Genomic DNA, 14,903 nt, shown 5'->3' on the forward strand with positions numbered 1-14,903 from the left:
AAAGTAATTAGGGGAACCAAATATGCGTGTATTGCGTATGGCTGCTGCCGCTGTTGCAGTTCTGGCTGTCGTTAGCGGCGCCGAGGCGAAGGACTGGTCCAAGGTGCGCATCGGCACCGAAGGCGCCTATCCTCCGTTCAACTCTCTCACTGCAGATGGCGAGCTGGTCGGCTTCGACATCGACATCGCCAAGGCACTGTGTGAAGAGATGAAGGTCGAGTGCGAATTCGTCACCCAGGATTGGGACGGCATGATCCCGGCTCTTCAGGCCGGCAAGTTCGACGCCGTGATCGCGTCCATGTCGATCACCGAAGAGCGCAAGCAGAAGGTCGACTTCACCAACAAATACTATAACACGCCGCCGGCAATCGCCGTGCCGAAGGACTCCAAGATCGCCAGCACGTCCGATGCCGACCTCAAAGGCATTACCCTTGGCGCCCAGTCCTCCACGACCCACTCCAACTATGCCGAAGAGAAGCTGCCTTCCGCGGACCTGAAGCTTTATCCGACGCCTGACGAGTACAAGCTGGACGTTGCCAGCGGTCGTATCGATGGTGTGATCGACGACGTGGTGGTGCTGTCCGACTGGCTGGCGACCGATGACGGTGCCTGCTGCAAGCTGCTTGGCACACTCACCCCGGATCCGGTCATCAACGGTGAAGGCGCAGGTATCGCCATCCGCAAGGACGACGGCGAGCTCAAGGAGATGTTCAACACGGCGATCGAAGGCATCCTGGCGAACGGCAAGTACCAGGAAATCAGCGACAAGTACTTCACGTTCGACGTCTACGGCGGCTGATCGGCCCGCTGTTTTTCAAGTCTCGGGCACGGCGCGTGAATCGCGCCGTGCCCTGGCCGCAAGAAAGCCTTCCGCAGTTCGGCCGATGGGGTGGTTGAACCAACAACGATAAGCAAGAAAGAAGCGCCGGCTTATGAATGAAGCTTTGACGCTGCTGTCTTTTGGCGAAGGCGGCTGGGGCGACACCATTGCATTCGGCATTCTGGTGACCGTGTCTCTGGCAATCGCAACTCTGCCATTCGGCCTGTTCCTTGGCTTTGTGATCGCACTTGCAAAGAATTCGTCAGAGCCAAGTCTCAGGCTCGCCGCCAATATCTACACCACAATCTTCCGGGGCCTGCCGGAACTCCTGACACTCTTTCTGGTGTATTTCGGGGTTCAGATCGGCATTCAGTACGGCCTGACCATGATCGGCGTCGAAACCTACGTCGAGGTGAACTCCTTTGTCGCGGGCATGGTCGCCCTGGCGTTTGTCTTTTCGTCCTATGCCTCCGAAGCTTTCCTGTCAGCCTTCCGCGGCATCCCTGACGGCCAGTACGAAGGCGGGAAAGCGCTCGGCATGTCGCGTTTCAAGACGATGAGATTCATCGTTCTGCCGCAGCTGATCCGCCTTGCCCTGCCAGCCCTCGGGAACCTCTGGCTGATCCTGCTCAAGGAAACATCCCTCGTCTCCGTGATCGGCCTGGCCGATCTGGTGCGCGAATCGGGAATTGCCGCCCGCGTGACGAAGGAGCCCTTCCTGTTCTTCGGGATTGCCTGCCTGGTCTACCTGGTGCTGGCAATGATCTCCTCCGCGGGTCTTTCCCGGGTTGAACGCTGGGCCAAACGGGGAGAAGCCGCGAGATGATTGCAGCCAATCCTGCAGCCGAACTCAAACGCCCCCCGGCCCCACCGCGCCGCTGGACCAACGCCCGGATACTCGGCCACGTCCTGATGGCGCTGTGGATCGTTTCCGGTGCGTCGCTGGTCTATTATCTTGGTTCCAACGTCGCCAGCCCGTTTGTCCTGAAGTACTGGCCGAACTACATCGACGGTTTTCTGGTGACGCTGCAGATCGTCAGTCTTTCGCTGCTGATCGGAGCTCTGCTTAGTCTTCCCATCGCGGCTGCCCGGTCCTCCAGGTGGATCATCTTTTCCGCTCCCGTCTACGGCTACGTCTATTTCTTCCGCGGCACACCGCTTTTGGCGCAGACATTCCTGATCTATTACGGCGCGGGCTCGTTCCGAGAAGAATTGGAATCCGTTGGCCTGTGGTTTTTCTTCCGGGAAGCCTGGTACTGCGTGATTTTTGCCTTTGCGCTCAACACGTCCGCCTATCAGGCGGAAATCCTGCGCGGCGCAATCCAGAATGTGCCGAAAGGTCAATGGGAGGGTGCGGAAGCTCTCGGGCTGTCCAGACCGGTCACATTCTTCAAGGTGATCCTGCCGCAGGCGATGATGGTGGCGCTCAGGCCTTACGGCAATGAAATCATCCTGATGATCAAAGGCTCTGCCATTGCGTCCATCGTCACAATCTACGATCTTATGGGCGAAACCAGACGTGCCTATTCCAGGTCCTATGACTTTCAGGCCTATATCTGGGCCGCGGTGCTGTATCTCATCATCGTGGAAATTCTCCGCCGCGTCTGGGACAAGATAGAGCTGCGTCTTACCCGTCACCTGAAACGGTAGTCTTTCACCGTTTTCCGCCTTCCCTCTCCTTACAAACGGATCATCCGTCATGTCCAAGACATCCCCGTCCGCGCCCGGTCTTCATGTCGACAGTCTGCTTGCCCATGGCGGCGGCGGTTATGATCGGGCAACCGGCGCTGTCGTGCCGCCGATTCCCACAGCGACAACCTTCGTGCGCGACGAAGCCTACGAACTTCGCGATCCCGGTCACCTCTACAGCCGTGACGACAACGCCCTTTTCCTCAAGACCGAAAAACTGATCGCGGAGCTTGAGGGCGGTACCGAGAGCCGCCTGTTCGCCTCCGGGATGGCGGCGATTGCCGCGGTTGCCCGTACTGTCAAACCCGGTGGCACGCTGCTTGTCCAGTCCAGAATTTACTGGGGCACCACGCTGTTCCTGCGCAAGCTCTGCGCACGCAACAACGTCGCGCTGATCGAGGCGGAAGCCGGCGATCTTCAGGTCTTCCTTGACGAGATTTCGGTAACAAAGCCGGATCTTGTCTGGCTGGAGGTGCCAAGCAATCCGTTTTTGGAAGTCGCCGATATCCGCAACATAGCCACGCGCTGCAAGGAAATGGGCGCGGTTTTATGCGTCGATGCCACCGCAGCGACGCCGCTGATCCTGAAACCGCTGAGCCTTGGCGCGGACATGGTGATGCATTCGGCCACCAAGACGCTCAACGGCCATTCAGATCTTCTCGGCGGGGTCGTGACCACCGCCGATGCGGACAGCGAAGCATGGGCATTCATTCGCGAAGAACGCAAGCTGGCGGGGGCTGTCCTCGGATCCTTCGAGACCTGGCTTCTGCTGCGCGGCCTCAGGACATTGTCACTGCGTGTCGAGCGCATGAACGCCAACACCCGTGCGCTGGCGGAATTTCTGCACGCGCACCCGAAGGTCGAGACCGTTCTTTATCCGGGACTTTCCAGCCATCCGCAGCACGATCTTGCCGAGTCCATGATGACCGGCGGCTTCGGATCGCTGCTTTCGGTGCTGGTCAAGGGCCGCAAGGAGGAAGCCCTGAAGGTCGCGGGCGCGCTCGACCTGTTCCAGCGGGCAACCTCGCTCGGCGGCACGGAGAGCCTTGTCGAACACCGCTTCACGATCGAAGGAGAAAGCTCCGGCATTCCGGAGAACCTCTTGCGGATTTCCGTCGGGATCGAACATATCGACGATCAGATTTCCGACTTCGACCAGGCGCTGTCGGAAATCTGAATGCCTGTCAGCAGTCCTCCAGATCCGGTCGCAAGGTTCGCAACCAGCTCATGAACGCCTTCAGGGGCGGACGTTTGACGCCGGGCCGTGTCACCAGATGATAGCCGGTTCCCGGATAGACGCCCTCTTCGAACAGAACTTTCAGATTGCCGGTGGCGATATCGGCTTCGAGAAACATTTTCGCGGTCGCTGAAATGCCCTCGCCCCTGCGCACCCCTTCGAGCACCATGTAGCCCGGAAGGTGGGTGATGTTGAGTTTGCCGGTTGGAACCACGCCCTGACTCTCCATCCAGATCGTCAGTTCGTTTGTGCCGTATTCGGAAAGCCATGGAAACTCGAGGATGTCTTCCGGCTTCTCGATGCGCTTGTCGCCAATCAGGCAGCTTGCACCGACAACGGCGAAATTGGTGCAGATGAAAAGCTCGGAGTCAAAGCCCGGCCAGTCCCCCTTGCCGAAGCGGATCGCAAGATCGACACCGCCGGGTTTCAACTCGACCACTTCAGCGGTCGGGTTGAGCATGAGTTCGATATCCGGATGCTTGAGGCGGAAATCGTTGATACGCGGCATCAGCCAGCTGACGGCAAAGGACGGCGTCACCGTGATGTTCAGCGGACGGGCAATGTCCTCCCGCAAGAGTTCATCCAGCGTTTCCAGGATCGCCTCGAATCCGCGGCTCAGCCCCTCGAAGAGCTGTTCTCCTTCCGGCGACAGGACAATGCCACGCCCTTCCCGGACGACAAGCTGAAGCCCGAGAAAGTTCTCCAGGCTCTTCACCTGCTGACTGACGGCTGCATGCGTGACATTCAGCTCTCGCCCCGCGGCAGAAAGACTTTTGGTCTCCGCGACAGCGGTAAAGGTTTTCAGACTGTTGAGTGACGGCAGTGAACGCCAATCCATATGTAACTTCTCTTTACATGTTGAAAATTTTCCTGACTGGACTTGAAGCCGGGATACAGCCACATTCATATCACACACACCGGAAAGGAATGTAAGGCTATGTTGAATATCTACGCACGCAGCTTTCAGGAAGCAACCCGCTTTTCCGCAAGTACCCGTCCCGACCCGGTCACCCAGCGCTACATTGAAACAGTATCCGCCAGTGGAAATGTCTCCTTATTCAACTGGTTGCGCAGGCTCGCCCGGCTTCTTGCCCTGAAGGACTGATCCCGATTGACACTCCCCAGGCTGACAGACAGCAACGAATGTCATAGAACCAAGATGAAGAACTTGTCCAACGGCCCGGTATTCACCGGGTCTTTTTCTGAAAAGGGAGCGTCATCATGGCAAAGGTTGCATTCATCGGTTTGGGAGTCATGGGATATCCGATGGCCGGCCACCTGAAAAACAAGGGAGGCCACGACGTTACTGTTTACAACCGCACCACCGCCAAGGCGGAAAAATGGGCGAAGGAATTCGGCGGCAAGTTTGCCAAAACACCCAGGGAAGCCGCGGAAGGCTGCGACTTCGTTTTCTCCTGCGTGGGCAATGACGACGACCTGCGCACCGTCACCACCGGTGCGGACGGGGCATTTCACGGCCTCAAGCAAGGCGCCGTTTTTATCGACAACACCACTGCGTCTGCCGAAGTCGCGCGGGAACTCCACGCGGCCGCCAAAGACAAGGGATGCGGTTTCATCGATGCCCCGGTTTCCGGCGGACAGGCTGGTGCGGAGAACGGCGCGCTGACCGTCATGTGCGGCGGCGACAAGGACGCATTCGAAAAGGCGAAGCCGATTATCGAGAGTTTTGCCAAATTCGCCGGATTGATGGGCGACTGCGGCGCGGGACAATTGACCAAGATGGTCAACCAGATCTGCATCGCCGGCCTTCTTCAAGGGCTTTCCGAAGCCATTCATTTCGCCAAGAAGGCAGATCTGGATGTGGAGCAGGTCATTTCGGCGATCCGCGGTGGCGCGGCACAGTCCTGGCAGATGGAAAACCGTTGGGAAACAATGAACGAGGGCAAGTTCGACTTCGGTTTTGCCGTCGACTGGATGCGCAAGGACCTCGGCATCTGCCTGAAAACGGCAAATGATACCGGCGCCCGTCTGCCTGTCACGGCCCTGGTCGACCAGTTTTATGCCGAAGTGCAGGCGATGGGCGGCAAGCGCTGGGACACTTCCAGCCTGATTGCCCGGCTGGAAAACGCCGAAAGAAAATAGTCCTACGGGCCGCCTCGCCCATTCGTCGCCGTTTCATGATCACTGCCCGGAAGCTTCCCTGGCGATCTCATCGAGCAGCGCGTTGACATTGGCGATCGTGGCCCGCGATTCCTCTGACCCGGAGGCCGATAGCTGGCGGAAGCCGACCGTGACATTGCCCGCGGTCTCCGGGGTTTCATAGACAAACAGGGTGTAGGGGCAATAGGCGATATTCGCCGCGTCCGCTTCCATGGCCTTTCTCGACAGGTTGGCCGAACAGAACAGTATTGCCTGGGCGTTGGAGAAAATCTCCTTCTTGCCACCGACATCCTCCCCGGTCCGGGCCAGCATGTCACCTATATGCGAAACATAGTCGATCACCAGACCCCGGTTGACGATGGCGTTTTCCAGATCGAAGCGGATATCGTCGAAGGCGCCCTCGATTTCATAGGCGGTCACCCCTTCCGGAACGTTTTGTGCCGTCGAAACAGATGTTGCGCCTGTCATCAAAGCGGTGCCCAGAAGCAATGCCTGAGCACTCTTTACGATTTTTTCCAACATACGATATCCTCCCTAAATGCGACTGCAAGAATACGCTTCTTGCAGCCGGGAGTAATTGATATATCGCATTTTTTGAATATTTCCGAACCGACGGCGTCTTCACCCCTCCCCTTGCCAGAAGGCGCGCGGGAAATCTAGACGTCGACCTCGATGGTTCCGATCGGGTTGGAGCAGCAGGCCAGGATGTATCCGGCTTCGACATCGTCTTCGCTGATGCCGCCGGAATGGACCATATGCACGTCGCCGGACAGTTTCCTGACCTTGCAGGTGCCGCAGACGCCGAAAGTGCATCCGGAGGGAATGTTGAGGCCCGCGCCCTTGGCCACCGCCAGGACGGTGTCCGTTTCAGAGCACGATGCGGAAACCTTCGAACCGGCAAAAACGATCTGCGCCTTGACGTCCTCCTGCGGAACGACATCGTCGAACTCGGTCAGTTCGGCATTTGTTTCCGCCGGAGCATGGAAACTCTCCTGATGATAGCGGTCCATGTCGTAGCCAAGCGCGTTCAGGATCTCGCGCACCGCATCCATGAAGCCGTCCGGACCGCAACAATAGACCTCGCGCTCCAGATAGTCCGCGCACATGAGGCCCAGCATCAACTGGTTGAAGCGGCCGCGATACCCGGTCCAGACCTCGTAAGGATCGCTCTTGCTGACGACGAAATGCAGTTGAAGGCCGCTCACCCGGCTCGCCATATATTCCAGCTTCTTGCGGAAGATGAGATCGGCCGGGCGGTTGGCGCACTGAATGAAACAGATATCGGGGTCTTCACCGCGTTCAAACAGCGTGGTTGCCATGGACATCATCGGCGTGACGCCTGAACCCGCCGAGACAAAAAGATATTTACCGTCCGGGTTGGCCGGCAGATGGAAGAGCCCGGCCGGCCCGTAAGCCCTGATGCGCATGCCTGGAGCCAGATTTTCCAGCATCCATCTTGTGCCGATGCTTCCCTCATGGGCCTTCACCGTCACGGAGATATAGGCGTTCGTAACCGGCGAGGAGGAAATCGTATAGGTGCGCTGCACATTGGTGCCGGGAACAGGCAGGTCCAGTGTAATGAACTGGCCGGCCTTGTAGAGGAAGGTCGCGCCGGAGGGCGGACGAAAGGTGAAGGTCTTCACATCGGGCGCTTCCGGCAGCACGTTGACGCACTCCAGAATTTCGCTGTCGGTCCAGACAGGCGTTTCGCGCCCGGGCATCGGGATCATGGCTCTACTCCGCCGCCACGCGGAAGCGGCCGATCAGTCTGTTTTCAAGCGCCCGCGCATACCAGTCGATGAACTGAATGACACCGCTTTCCTGGGTCCTGGAATAAGGCCCCGGCTCATAAGCGGGCGAATTGATGCCGATCTGGTTTTCCTCAACAATGCGCCGATCCTCGTCGTTCGTGTGCACCCAAACCTCGGTCAGGCGCTCCAGATCGTAATCGGTTCCCTCCTCCGCATCCTTGTGCACCAGCCAGGTGGTGGTGACCTCGGTCTCCATCGGCCCGACGGGCAGCATACGGAATGTCAGCACCTGGTCGGAGAGGAAGTGGTTCCAGGTGTTGGGGAAGTGGAAGAACAGGCAGGAGCCGGCATTGTCGAACGGAACGGAACCGACACGCCTTGAGACCGCCGCCGTGCCATCCATGGTGTAGCTGACCGCATTTCCGAGGAACGGAATGCGCACGAAACGCCATTGTTCGGACGGAGAAATCACGAATTTCGCCGGCAGACCGGCTTTTTCGCAACGGTCCACATGCGCCTTGCCGACGTTGGACGATGACGCGTCGTCTCCGCCAACCAGGAACGGGTCATCGGGGAAGGTACGGCACAGGGACGGATGGGATCCGGAGCAATGATAGCATTCCCGGTTGTTCTCCATCACCAGCTTCCAGTTGGCTTTCTCGATGATGGTCGAACTATGGGCGACTTTCAGGCCGGACAGGTCATGCGGGCCGAAATAGCGGGCTGCCTGTGTCTCCAACCCGGCCGTATCGGGCGCCACATCGGCAAGGCAGATAAAGATCATACCGGAGAGGTTTTTGCAGTGGACAGGTTTCAGTCCATGCTCATCCGGTTTGAAATCCGGTCCCATCTCGCGCGCGAAAAGCAGTTTGCCGTCAAGCTCGTATGTCCACTGGTGATACGGGCAGACAAGTTTTGGCGCTGAGCCCTTGGCGGCCGAGCAAATGCGGCTGCCCCGATGTCGGCAGGAATTGTGGAAGGCACGGATGGTGCCATCCGCCCCCCGGACGATGATCACCGAACAGGCGCCTATCTGCAGCGTGATGTAGGCCCCGGATTTGGGAAGCTCGGCCGAAGGCGCTGCGAAGATCCATTCGCTTTGCCAGATGTTTTTCATGTCCGTTTGAAAGACATCCGCGTCGGTATAAAACGCCTGCGGCAGGGAATACCCTGCCCGGCGTCCCATCAGGAGGGAAAGAACATCCGCATCGCTCAGCATTGTGACACATCCTATCCAGCCGACTCTCGCGGCCCAGTTCAAGACCGGAAGTTAGGCGCTCCCGTTTCCTCCGCCATAGCCAAAAACGGCATCGGCTTATGCAGGTTGGACGCGAGCGGCGAAATTTGCGTGCGATGCAGCATTTCTAGATGTCCTTGACCAGCCGCAGGGCATCGTAAATCGCCGCATGGGTATTGCGCGCGGAAACCGCGTCACCGATGCGGTAAAGCGCGAATGCCCCGTCCGGATTGGCCTCCAGAGGCTGCGGCCTCCCTGAGAGCAGCGCGTCCTGATCGACGGAACCGAGATTTTTCGAACGTGGTTTCAGATCGAAATAGAGTTCGTCCATCGGCACTGTGCCATGGTTGACGACAATCTGGTCAAAGTCCCGTTCTTCCGTATGGGTTGAATAATCCGTACCGATCACGGCGGTCAGGAGGTTGCCCGAGCGCCGCACCGCCTTCAGGCGGTATGTGACGGTGAACCTGACATCCTTTTCCTGCAGGGCGCGCATATAGGGGACCAGGTTCATGGCCATGATTTCGGGAGCGAAGGACCGGTCCGGCGTCATGACCTCGACATGGGCTCCGCTCGCCGCGATGAGTTCGGCGGCCTGAAGCGCCGGATGATCGCCGGCATCGTCGTAGATGAGCACGCGGTTTCCAGGCTTCACATCCCCGGCAATGACATCCCATGAAGACACGACGAGATCGTTACCTTGCGAAAGCACTTCGGTGTGCGGCAGTCCGCCCGTCGCAACGATAACCACATCCGGATTTTCCAAAAGGACGTCTTCCGCCTCCGCGAAGACGTTGAAGCGGAAGGCGACATCGCGCGCAAGACACTGCTCCATGCGCCAGTCGATGATTGAAATCATCTCGCGGCGGCGTTCCGACTGGGCCGTCAGACGGATCTGGCCACCGGCATCCGGCGCGGCTTCCAGGACCGTGACCTTGTGACCGCGCTCCGCCGCCACACGGGCCGCCTCCAGACCCGCCGGCCCGGCGCCGACGACAACAACGCGTTTGCCGACCTCCGCCGGTCCGCTCTCATGAGGCATGGTCAGTTCGCGGCCCGTTGCCGCGTTGTGGATGCAAAGCGCCTCGCCACCCTGATAGATCCTGTCGAGGCAATAGGTCGCTCCGACACAAGGCCGTATCTCCGCTTCCCGCTTTTCCTCGATCTTCCTGACGATGAACGGATCCGCAATGTGGGCACGTGTCATGCCGACCATATCCAGAAGGCCTTCTGCAATTGCATGGCGAGCGGTCGCGACATCGGGGATCTTCGCGGCATGGAAGGTCGGCATGCCGATCTCCTTGCGGATACGCCCGGCAAAATCCAGATGCGGCGCGTTCCGCATGCCCTGCACCGGAATGACATCCGTCAGCCCGGGATCGGTATCGATATGGCCACGGATGACATTCAGGAAATCGATCTGGCCGGTGGCCTTGAGGCGCCTGGCGATCTCCAGCCCGTCCTCCGGCGAGATCCCGCCGTCCAGATCCTCGTCCGCGGTGAAGCGAACACCGAGAATGAAGTCCTTGCCGACGCGCTCGCGAATGGCGTCGATCACCTCCAGCGAAAACCGCATCCGGTTTTCCAGCGACCCGTTGTAGGGACCGTCCAGTGTATTGGTCAGCGGTGACCAGAACTGGTCCATCAGGTGGCCATAGGCCTGCAGTTCGATGCCGTCCATGCCGCCGGCCTTCATCCGTTCGGCCGCACTCGCATAGTCTTCTATAATCCGGCTGATATCCCAGTCTTCCAGTTTTTTCGGAAACGCCCTGTGGGAAGCTTCGCGCTCGTGACTGGAGGAGACCGCCGGCAGCCAGTCCGCCTTGTTCCAGTTGGTGCGCCGGCCAAGATGGGTGAGCTGGATCATCACCGCGCAGCCATGCTCATGGCAGGCATCCGTCAATCTGGTGAGCCAGGGAACCACCTCGTCCTTGTAGGCCAGGATATTGTTGAACACCGGCGGCGAGTCTCGGGATATGGCGGCGGATCCGGCGGTCATCGTCAGCGCCACCCCTGCTTTCGCCCGTATCTCGTGGTAGGCGCGGTAACGGTCCTTGGGCATGCCGTCTTCCGGATAGGCCGGTTCATGAGAGGTGATCATGATCCGGTTTTTCAATGTCAGGGATTTCAGCTTGTACGGCTGCAGCAACGGATCTTTCGACATGCGATTTCCTCTGGACGTGGCCTCTCACATTTCCCGGGCCGGAGTTTCGAAGAGAATAGTTTGTCCGCCGGTCTCGTGAAAAGACGCAAAAACGCCATTCATGTCGTTTTTGAAAACACATGTGTCATTTTTGTTTGCAGGCGCTCCATGAGGTTGGTAAAGACGAAGGCATGACTGACGCTTTGATCGACAAGACATCCGGATGGCGCGGAACGCGGGAAATATGGATCCGGGCGGCGTATGAAGCGCTGCTGGAAAACGGTATCGATGCGGTCAAGGTGATGCCTCTGGCGGATCGGCTCGGCCTCTCGCGCACCAGCTTCTACGGCCATTTTTCCGACCGCAAGGAACTGTTGAATGCCCTGGTCACGCACTGGCAAGCGCGCAACACCGGCAATCTCGTCCGGCGCACCGAGGATTACGCGGAAACGATCAGCGAGGCGGTCCTGAATCTCTTCGACCTCTGGCTAAGGCCGGACCTGTTCGACTCGCGGCTTGAATTCGCCGTGCGCAACTGGGCCCATACCGACGAAAGCCTTGCCGGCATGCTGGAAGAAGCCGACAGGGTGCGGATCGAGGCGTTACAGGCGATGTTCGAGCGTTTCGCCTATGACCCGAATTATGCCAACATCCGTGCCAGCACGATCTATCAGACGCAGATCGGCTATATCTCGATGAAAAAGGACGGACCCGACGAACCGTTGGCGCCAAGGTTGAGGCGCATGCCCTATTATGCGGAGATCTTTACCGGCCAGAAGGCAACGGAGGCCGAAATCGCCCGGTTTCTTGCCCGCCATCCGTTGCCGAAGATGACCGGAAGCCAGGGTGTGGACCCATAAATTTTCTCCCCCGGGAAATGTCCTCGTGGATACCCGGCCGGTCTGTCATTCAGGCTTGGTTTTTTCCGTCGCCACATAGGCGAGCGGCAGCGCTGTAGTGTTCTTGATCTGCTCCATCGCGAATGTCGTGGAGACGTCGGAAATATCGATCTTCGCGATCAGCTTCTTGTAGAAGGTATCATAGGCTTCAATGTCCGGCACGGCGACCCGCAACAGATAGTCGACCTGCCCGGCCATGCGATAGAATTCCATCACTTCGGGAAATTCCTTGATGACATCGGCGAATTTCTTCAGCCAGTCCTCGGAATGCTGGTTGGTGGTGATCGCAACGAAGGCCGTGACCTTGGCATTGATCTTCGCGGGATCGAGCAATGCGACCCGGCCGGTGATCACGCCATCCTCTTCCATCTTCTGGATACGGCGCCAGCAAGGCGTCGTGGACAGGCCAACCCGTCTGCCGATTTCGGCGACTGGAACAGTGCAGTCCTCCTGCAGGATGGACATTATGCGGCGGTCGATGCGGTCGATCATGAGCTGTATCCTGCGTTTGGCAGCACAGTTGGCGAGTTACTCTGGTTACGGTGCTTGGGAAATGGTTCCTCATTTACCGAAAAACACGTAACGGAATTTCAATAGGCTTGTCAATTCGCGAAGATTTGAGAATTTTATTCGAAACCGGACCCGTCACCTCAGGTAGCCGGTTCAAATCAGTCGGGTAACTTCCGCTCTCAGGACCGGAAGCAGTTCGGTCTCGAACCAGGGGTGCTTTTTCAGCCAGGAATTGTTGCGCCAGGACGGATGGGGCAGCGGCAGCACCGCTGGTTTGCCGTCCTCCGGTTCCGCCTCGAAATACTCCCGCCAGCAGGCCACAGTTTGTGTCAGCGTTTTCCGCCGCGCCGCTCCCAGATGGTAGGCCTGGGCATATTGCCCGATCGTCAGGACGAGCTCGATTTGCGGCATGGCGGCAAACAGCCCGTCATGCCAGGTTTTCCGGCATTCGGGCCTTGGCGGCAGATCGCCGCCTTTCGTATCCAGCCCGGGAAAGCAGAATCCCATAGGGACGATGGCGACACGCGCTGCATCGTAAAAGACATCTTCACCAACCCCCATCCAACCTCGGAGACGATCGCCCGAGGGATCGGTAAAAGGCTGGCCGCTGCGATGCACCCGTGTCCCGGGGGCCTGTCCGCATATGCAGATCCGGGCTGAGGAAGACACCTGCAGCACAGGACGGGGTTCATGCGGCAGCTGCGTCTTCAGCGGATTTTCGACACACACTCGGCAGGCGCGCACCTGTCGGGCAAGAATCTCCAGATCTTTCGAATTCTTCTTCCTGGACAAATAGTTACACCTTTAACGGACAGTTTAACCTTTCGCTTACCACGATCCTGAGGACGATCTTAAGGAATGGTGAGTCAGAGTGAATAAACAGGCAGTAACATAATAATGATTTCGATACTTCCGGGCGGCTAATGGAATCTCTTTCGTCAGAGAGCGGCGAAAACAAATTCGCCATCAACGAGCAGCGCGCCATGCGGCGCCGGGAGATGGCGCGTGGCTTGAAGAACGTGCGCAGCCGTCTCGGCGCTTCGGAATACCGCCACACCACTTTCGATCTCGAACGCCAGCATCTTTTCGCCGACACGCGGATCAACGCGGCCTATGCGGTTCCGCTTCTGTCGCTGATCGTCGCGGCCATTTCCGTTCTGTGGATCAATCCTCTTTACATCGGCGCCTGGTTCGCGGTGACACTGTGCACCCACATCGCGATGGTGGTTACCAGTCACGCCTACGAAAAAGCCCCTTCCGACCAGAAGGCGCGGGTCTACTGGCGCAAACGCTTCACGATGGGCGATTTCATCTACGGCTGCAGCTGGGCGTCTTTCTTTCTTTTACCACAGACGGCCGGATCCGGAGATGGGTTTGTCATCTTTCATTTCGCGACGCTGCTGATTGTCGTTGCAATGAACACGATGCAATCGGCGACCTTACCGAAATGCCTTCTGGCCAGCACCATTCCGATGACGCTTCTGGTGACGTTCAGTTTTCTGAAGCAGGTGGATCCGATCCACTACACGCTCGCGGCGATGGCCATCGGCGCCCAGGGTTTTTTCTTCATTCTCGGCAACCAGCTTCTGAAAAATGCCAACACGATGCTGGAGTACCGGGCCGAGAAGGATCATCTCATCGCAGAGCTGGAAACCGCCAACGCGATGTCGGACGAAGCCCGGCGGCGGGCAGAAGCCGCCAATATTGCCAAGTCCCGCTTTCTGGCGACCATGAGCCACGAGTTGCGCACGCCACTGAACGCCATACTCGGCTTTTCCGAGATCATGAAGAATGAAGTCCTTGGCGCGATGCACAACAAGAACTACCGCTCCTACGCGGAGGACATTCACGGTTCCGGCCAGCACCTTCTCAACCTGATCAACGAAATCCTCGATCTGTCGCGGATCGAGGCCGGGCGGCATGAACTGCATGAAGAACCGCTGTTCCTGGATGATATCGTCGACGAATGCGGAAGCATGATGAAGGTGCGCGCGGATGCGAAATCCATTGTGCTGCATCACACCCATGAGCCGGACCTGCCAAAGGTCTGGGCCGACGAACGCGCCTTGCGGCAGGTGGTTCTGAACCTCATGTCGAATGCGGTGAAATTCACGCCGGTCGGCGGCAAGGTGCGCATCAGGATCGGCCTGACTTCCGACGGCGGGCAGTATGTCTCCATCCAGGATACCGGCCCGGGTATTCCGGAGGAAGAAATTCCGACCGTTCTGGAAGCTTTCGGCCAGGGGACGCACGCGATCAAAAGCGCGGAGCCCGGAACCGGCCTCGGACTGTCCATCGTCCAGGCCCTCATCGCCATGCATGACGGCAATTTCAACCTGAAGTCCAAGCCCGGTGTCGGCACGGAGGTAATCGTCACGCTGCCCCGAGCCCGGGTGATGAATTACGCGCCGGATGTCGACTGGGTCGATCCCGACGATAAGAAGCCAAGCTTTGGCGACAAGACAAGCCGTTCAGCCTGAACGGGCAGCCGTTCAA

General features: G+C 58.5%; 15 protein-coding genes. 8 read left to right on the forward strand and 7 right to left on the reverse strand.

Annotated elements, in window-relative coordinates; translation table 11 throughout:
• The first annotated feature begins 22 nt into the window (after window positions 1-22).
• The 4 genes from OA90_RS09765 to OA90_RS09780 all read left to right on the forward strand — a co-directional run bounded on the left by OA90_RS09765 (window position 23) and on the right by OA90_RS09780 (window position 3,686).
• A complete protein-coding gene (locus tag OA90_RS09765) occupies window positions 23-799 on the forward strand; it encodes an ABC transporter substrate-binding protein (RefSeq protein ID WP_068410033.1) in 777 nt (258 codons plus the stop codon).
• 133 nt (window positions 800-932) lie between these two features.
• On the forward strand, window positions 933-1,646 hold the full coding sequence (locus tag OA90_RS09770; RefSeq protein ID WP_068410037.1) for an ABC transporter permease: 714 nt from the start codon (window positions 933-935) through the stop codon (window positions 1,644-1,646).
• Window positions 1,643-2,470, forward strand: a complete 828-nt coding sequence (locus OA90_RS09775) for an ABC transporter permease (RefSeq protein ID WP_068410040.1) — start codon at window positions 1,643-1,645, stop codon at window positions 2,468-2,470. Before OA90_RS09770 ends, OA90_RS09775 begins: the two co-directional genes overlap by 4 nt.
• A 49-nt stretch (window positions 2,471-2,519) precedes the next feature.
• Window positions 2,520-3,686: an aminotransferase class V-fold PLP-dependent enzyme gene (locus OA90_RS09780; RefSeq protein ID WP_068410043.1), complete on the forward strand. Its 1,167-nt coding sequence runs from the start codon at window positions 2,520-2,522 to the stop codon at window positions 3,684-3,686.
• 7 nt (window positions 3,687-3,693) lie between these two features.
• Here OA90_RS09780 and OA90_RS09785 read toward each other — a convergent pair whose 3' ends face one another.
• Window positions 3,694-4,584: a LysR substrate-binding domain-containing protein gene (locus OA90_RS09785; RefSeq protein ID WP_068410046.1), complete on the reverse strand. Its 891-nt coding sequence runs from the start codon at window positions 4,582-4,584 to the stop codon at window positions 3,694-3,696.
• A gap of 99 nt (window positions 4,585-4,683) precedes the next feature.
• Here OA90_RS09785 and OA90_RS28510 point away from each other — a divergent pair, with 99 nt between their 5' ends.
• Window positions 4,684-4,851, forward strand: coding sequence for a hypothetical protein (locus OA90_RS28510; protein WP_156510447.1), 168 nt, complete (start codon window positions 4,684-4,686; stop codon window positions 4,849-4,851).
• A gap of 116 nt (window positions 4,852-4,967) precedes the next feature.
• Window positions 4,968-5,849, forward strand: coding sequence for an NAD(P)-dependent oxidoreductase (locus tag OA90_RS09790; RefSeq protein WP_068410049.1), 882 nt, complete (start codon window positions 4,968-4,970; stop codon window positions 5,847-5,849).
• 39 nt (window positions 5,850-5,888) lie between these two features.
• On the opposite strand, the gene OA90_RS09795 is transcribed toward OA90_RS09790, so the two are convergent.
• From OA90_RS09795 to OA90_RS09810, 4 genes are all read right to left on the reverse strand, one after another.
• On the reverse strand, window positions 5,889-6,389 hold the full coding sequence (locus OA90_RS09795) for a DUF302 domain-containing protein (protein WP_082836949.1): 501 nt from the start codon (window positions 6,387-6,389) through the stop codon (window positions 5,889-5,891).
• A gap of 134 nt (window positions 6,390-6,523) precedes the next feature.
• Complete coding sequence (locus OA90_RS09800) at window positions 6,524-7,597, reverse strand: hybrid-cluster NAD(P)-dependent oxidoreductase (RefSeq protein WP_068410052.1); 1,074 nt, start codon at window positions 7,595-7,597, stop codon at window positions 6,524-6,526.
• Between the two features lie 4 nt (window positions 7,598-7,601).
• Complete coding sequence (locus tag OA90_RS09805; RefSeq protein ID WP_068410055.1) at window positions 7,602-8,837, reverse strand: aromatic ring-hydroxylating dioxygenase subunit alpha; 1,236 nt, start codon at window positions 8,835-8,837, stop codon at window positions 7,602-7,604.
• Window positions 8,838-8,982: 145 nt separating this feature from the next.
• Window positions 8,983-11,019: an NADH:flavin oxidoreductase gene (locus OA90_RS09810; protein WP_068410058.1), complete on the reverse strand. Its 2,037-nt coding sequence runs from the start codon at window positions 11,017-11,019 to the stop codon at window positions 8,983-8,985.
• Window positions 11,020-11,189: 170 nt separating this feature from the next.
• On the opposite strand from OA90_RS09810, the gene OA90_RS09815 reads away from it, so the two are divergent.
• Window positions 11,190-11,858, forward strand: coding sequence for a TetR/AcrR family transcriptional regulator (locus tag OA90_RS09815; RefSeq protein WP_068410634.1), 669 nt, complete (start codon window positions 11,190-11,192; stop codon window positions 11,856-11,858).
• Between the two features lie 45 nt (window positions 11,859-11,903).
• Here OA90_RS09815 and OA90_RS09820 read toward each other — a convergent pair whose 3' ends face one another.
• Together OA90_RS09820 and OA90_RS09825 are read right to left on the reverse strand one after the other, a co-directional pair.
• Window positions 11,904-12,389, reverse strand: coding sequence for an Lrp/AsnC family transcriptional regulator (locus OA90_RS09820; protein ID WP_068410061.1), 486 nt, complete (start codon window positions 12,387-12,389; stop codon window positions 11,904-11,906).
• Between the two features lie 171 nt (window positions 12,390-12,560).
• A complete protein-coding gene (locus tag OA90_RS09825; protein ID WP_244274591.1) occupies window positions 12,561-13,166 on the reverse strand; it encodes a uracil-DNA glycosylase family protein in 606 nt (201 codons plus the stop codon).
• A 164-nt stretch (window positions 13,167-13,330) separates the two neighbouring features.
• Between OA90_RS09825 and OA90_RS09830 the strand changes: the two genes are divergently transcribed.
• Window positions 13,331-14,887 (forward strand): HAMP domain-containing sensor histidine kinase, encoded by a 1,557-nt coding sequence (locus OA90_RS09830; protein ID WP_068410067.1) that lies wholly within the window; start codon window positions 13,331-13,333, stop codon window positions 14,885-14,887.
• The last annotated feature ends 16 nt before the right edge of the window (window positions 14,888-14,903 follow it).

Origin of the sequence: Labrenzia sp. OB1, assembly GCF_001624695.1 — a bacterium.
Classification (GTDB): domain Bacteria; phylum Pseudomonadota; class Alphaproteobacteria; order Rhizobiales; family Stappiaceae; genus Roseibium.

Excerpts from the sequence above, each read along its gene's own strand:
- OA90_RS09765 (WP_068410033.1), top strand. The coding sequence starts at position 23 with ATGCGTGTATTGCGTATGGCTGCTGCCGCTGTTGCAGTTCTGGCTGTC.
- OA90_RS09770 (WP_068410037.1), top strand. The coding sequence starts at position 933 with ATGAATGAAGCTTTGACGCTGCTGTCTTTTGGCGAAGGCGGCTGGGGC.
- OA90_RS09775 (WP_068410040.1), top strand. The coding sequence starts at position 1,643 with ATGATTGCAGCCAATCCTGCAGCCGAACTCAAACGCCCCCCGGCCCCA.
- OA90_RS09780 (WP_068410043.1), top strand. The coding sequence starts at position 2,520 with ATGTCCAAGACATCCCCGTCCGCGCCCGGTCTTCATGTCGACAGTCTG.
- OA90_RS09785 (WP_068410046.1), bottom strand. The coding sequence starts at position 4,584 with ATGGATTGGCGTTCACTGCCGTCACTCAACAGTCTGAAAACCTTTACC.
- OA90_RS28510 (WP_156510447.1), top strand. The coding sequence starts at position 4,684 with ATGTTGAATATCTACGCACGCAGCTTTCAGGAAGCAACCCGCTTTTCC.
- OA90_RS09790 (WP_068410049.1), top strand. The coding sequence starts at position 4,968 with ATGGCAAAGGTTGCATTCATCGGTTTGGGAGTCATGGGATATCCGATG.
- OA90_RS09795 (WP_082836949.1), bottom strand. The coding sequence starts at position 6,389 with ATGTTGGAAAAAATCGTAAAGAGTGCTCAGGCATTGCTTCTGGGCACC.
- OA90_RS09800 (WP_068410052.1), bottom strand. The coding sequence starts at position 7,597 with ATGATCCCGATGCCCGGGCGCGAAACGCCTGTCTGGACCGACAGCGAA.
- OA90_RS09805 (WP_068410055.1), bottom strand. The coding sequence starts at position 8,837 with ATGCTGAGCGATGCGGATGTTCTTTCCCTCCTGATGGGACGCCGGGCA.
- OA90_RS09810 (WP_068410058.1), bottom strand. The coding sequence starts at position 11,019 with ATGTCGAAAGATCCGTTGCTGCAGCCGTACAAGCTGAAATCCCTGACA.
- OA90_RS09815 (WP_068410634.1), top strand. The coding sequence starts at position 11,190 with ATGACTGACGCTTTGATCGACAAGACATCCGGATGGCGCGGAACGCGG.
- OA90_RS09820 (WP_068410061.1), bottom strand. The coding sequence starts at position 12,389 with ATGATCGACCGCATCGACCGCCGCATAATGTCCATCCTGCAGGAGGAC.
- OA90_RS09830 (WP_068410067.1), top strand. The coding sequence starts at position 13,331 with ATGGAATCTCTTTCGTCAGAGAGCGGCGAAAACAAATTCGCCATCAAC.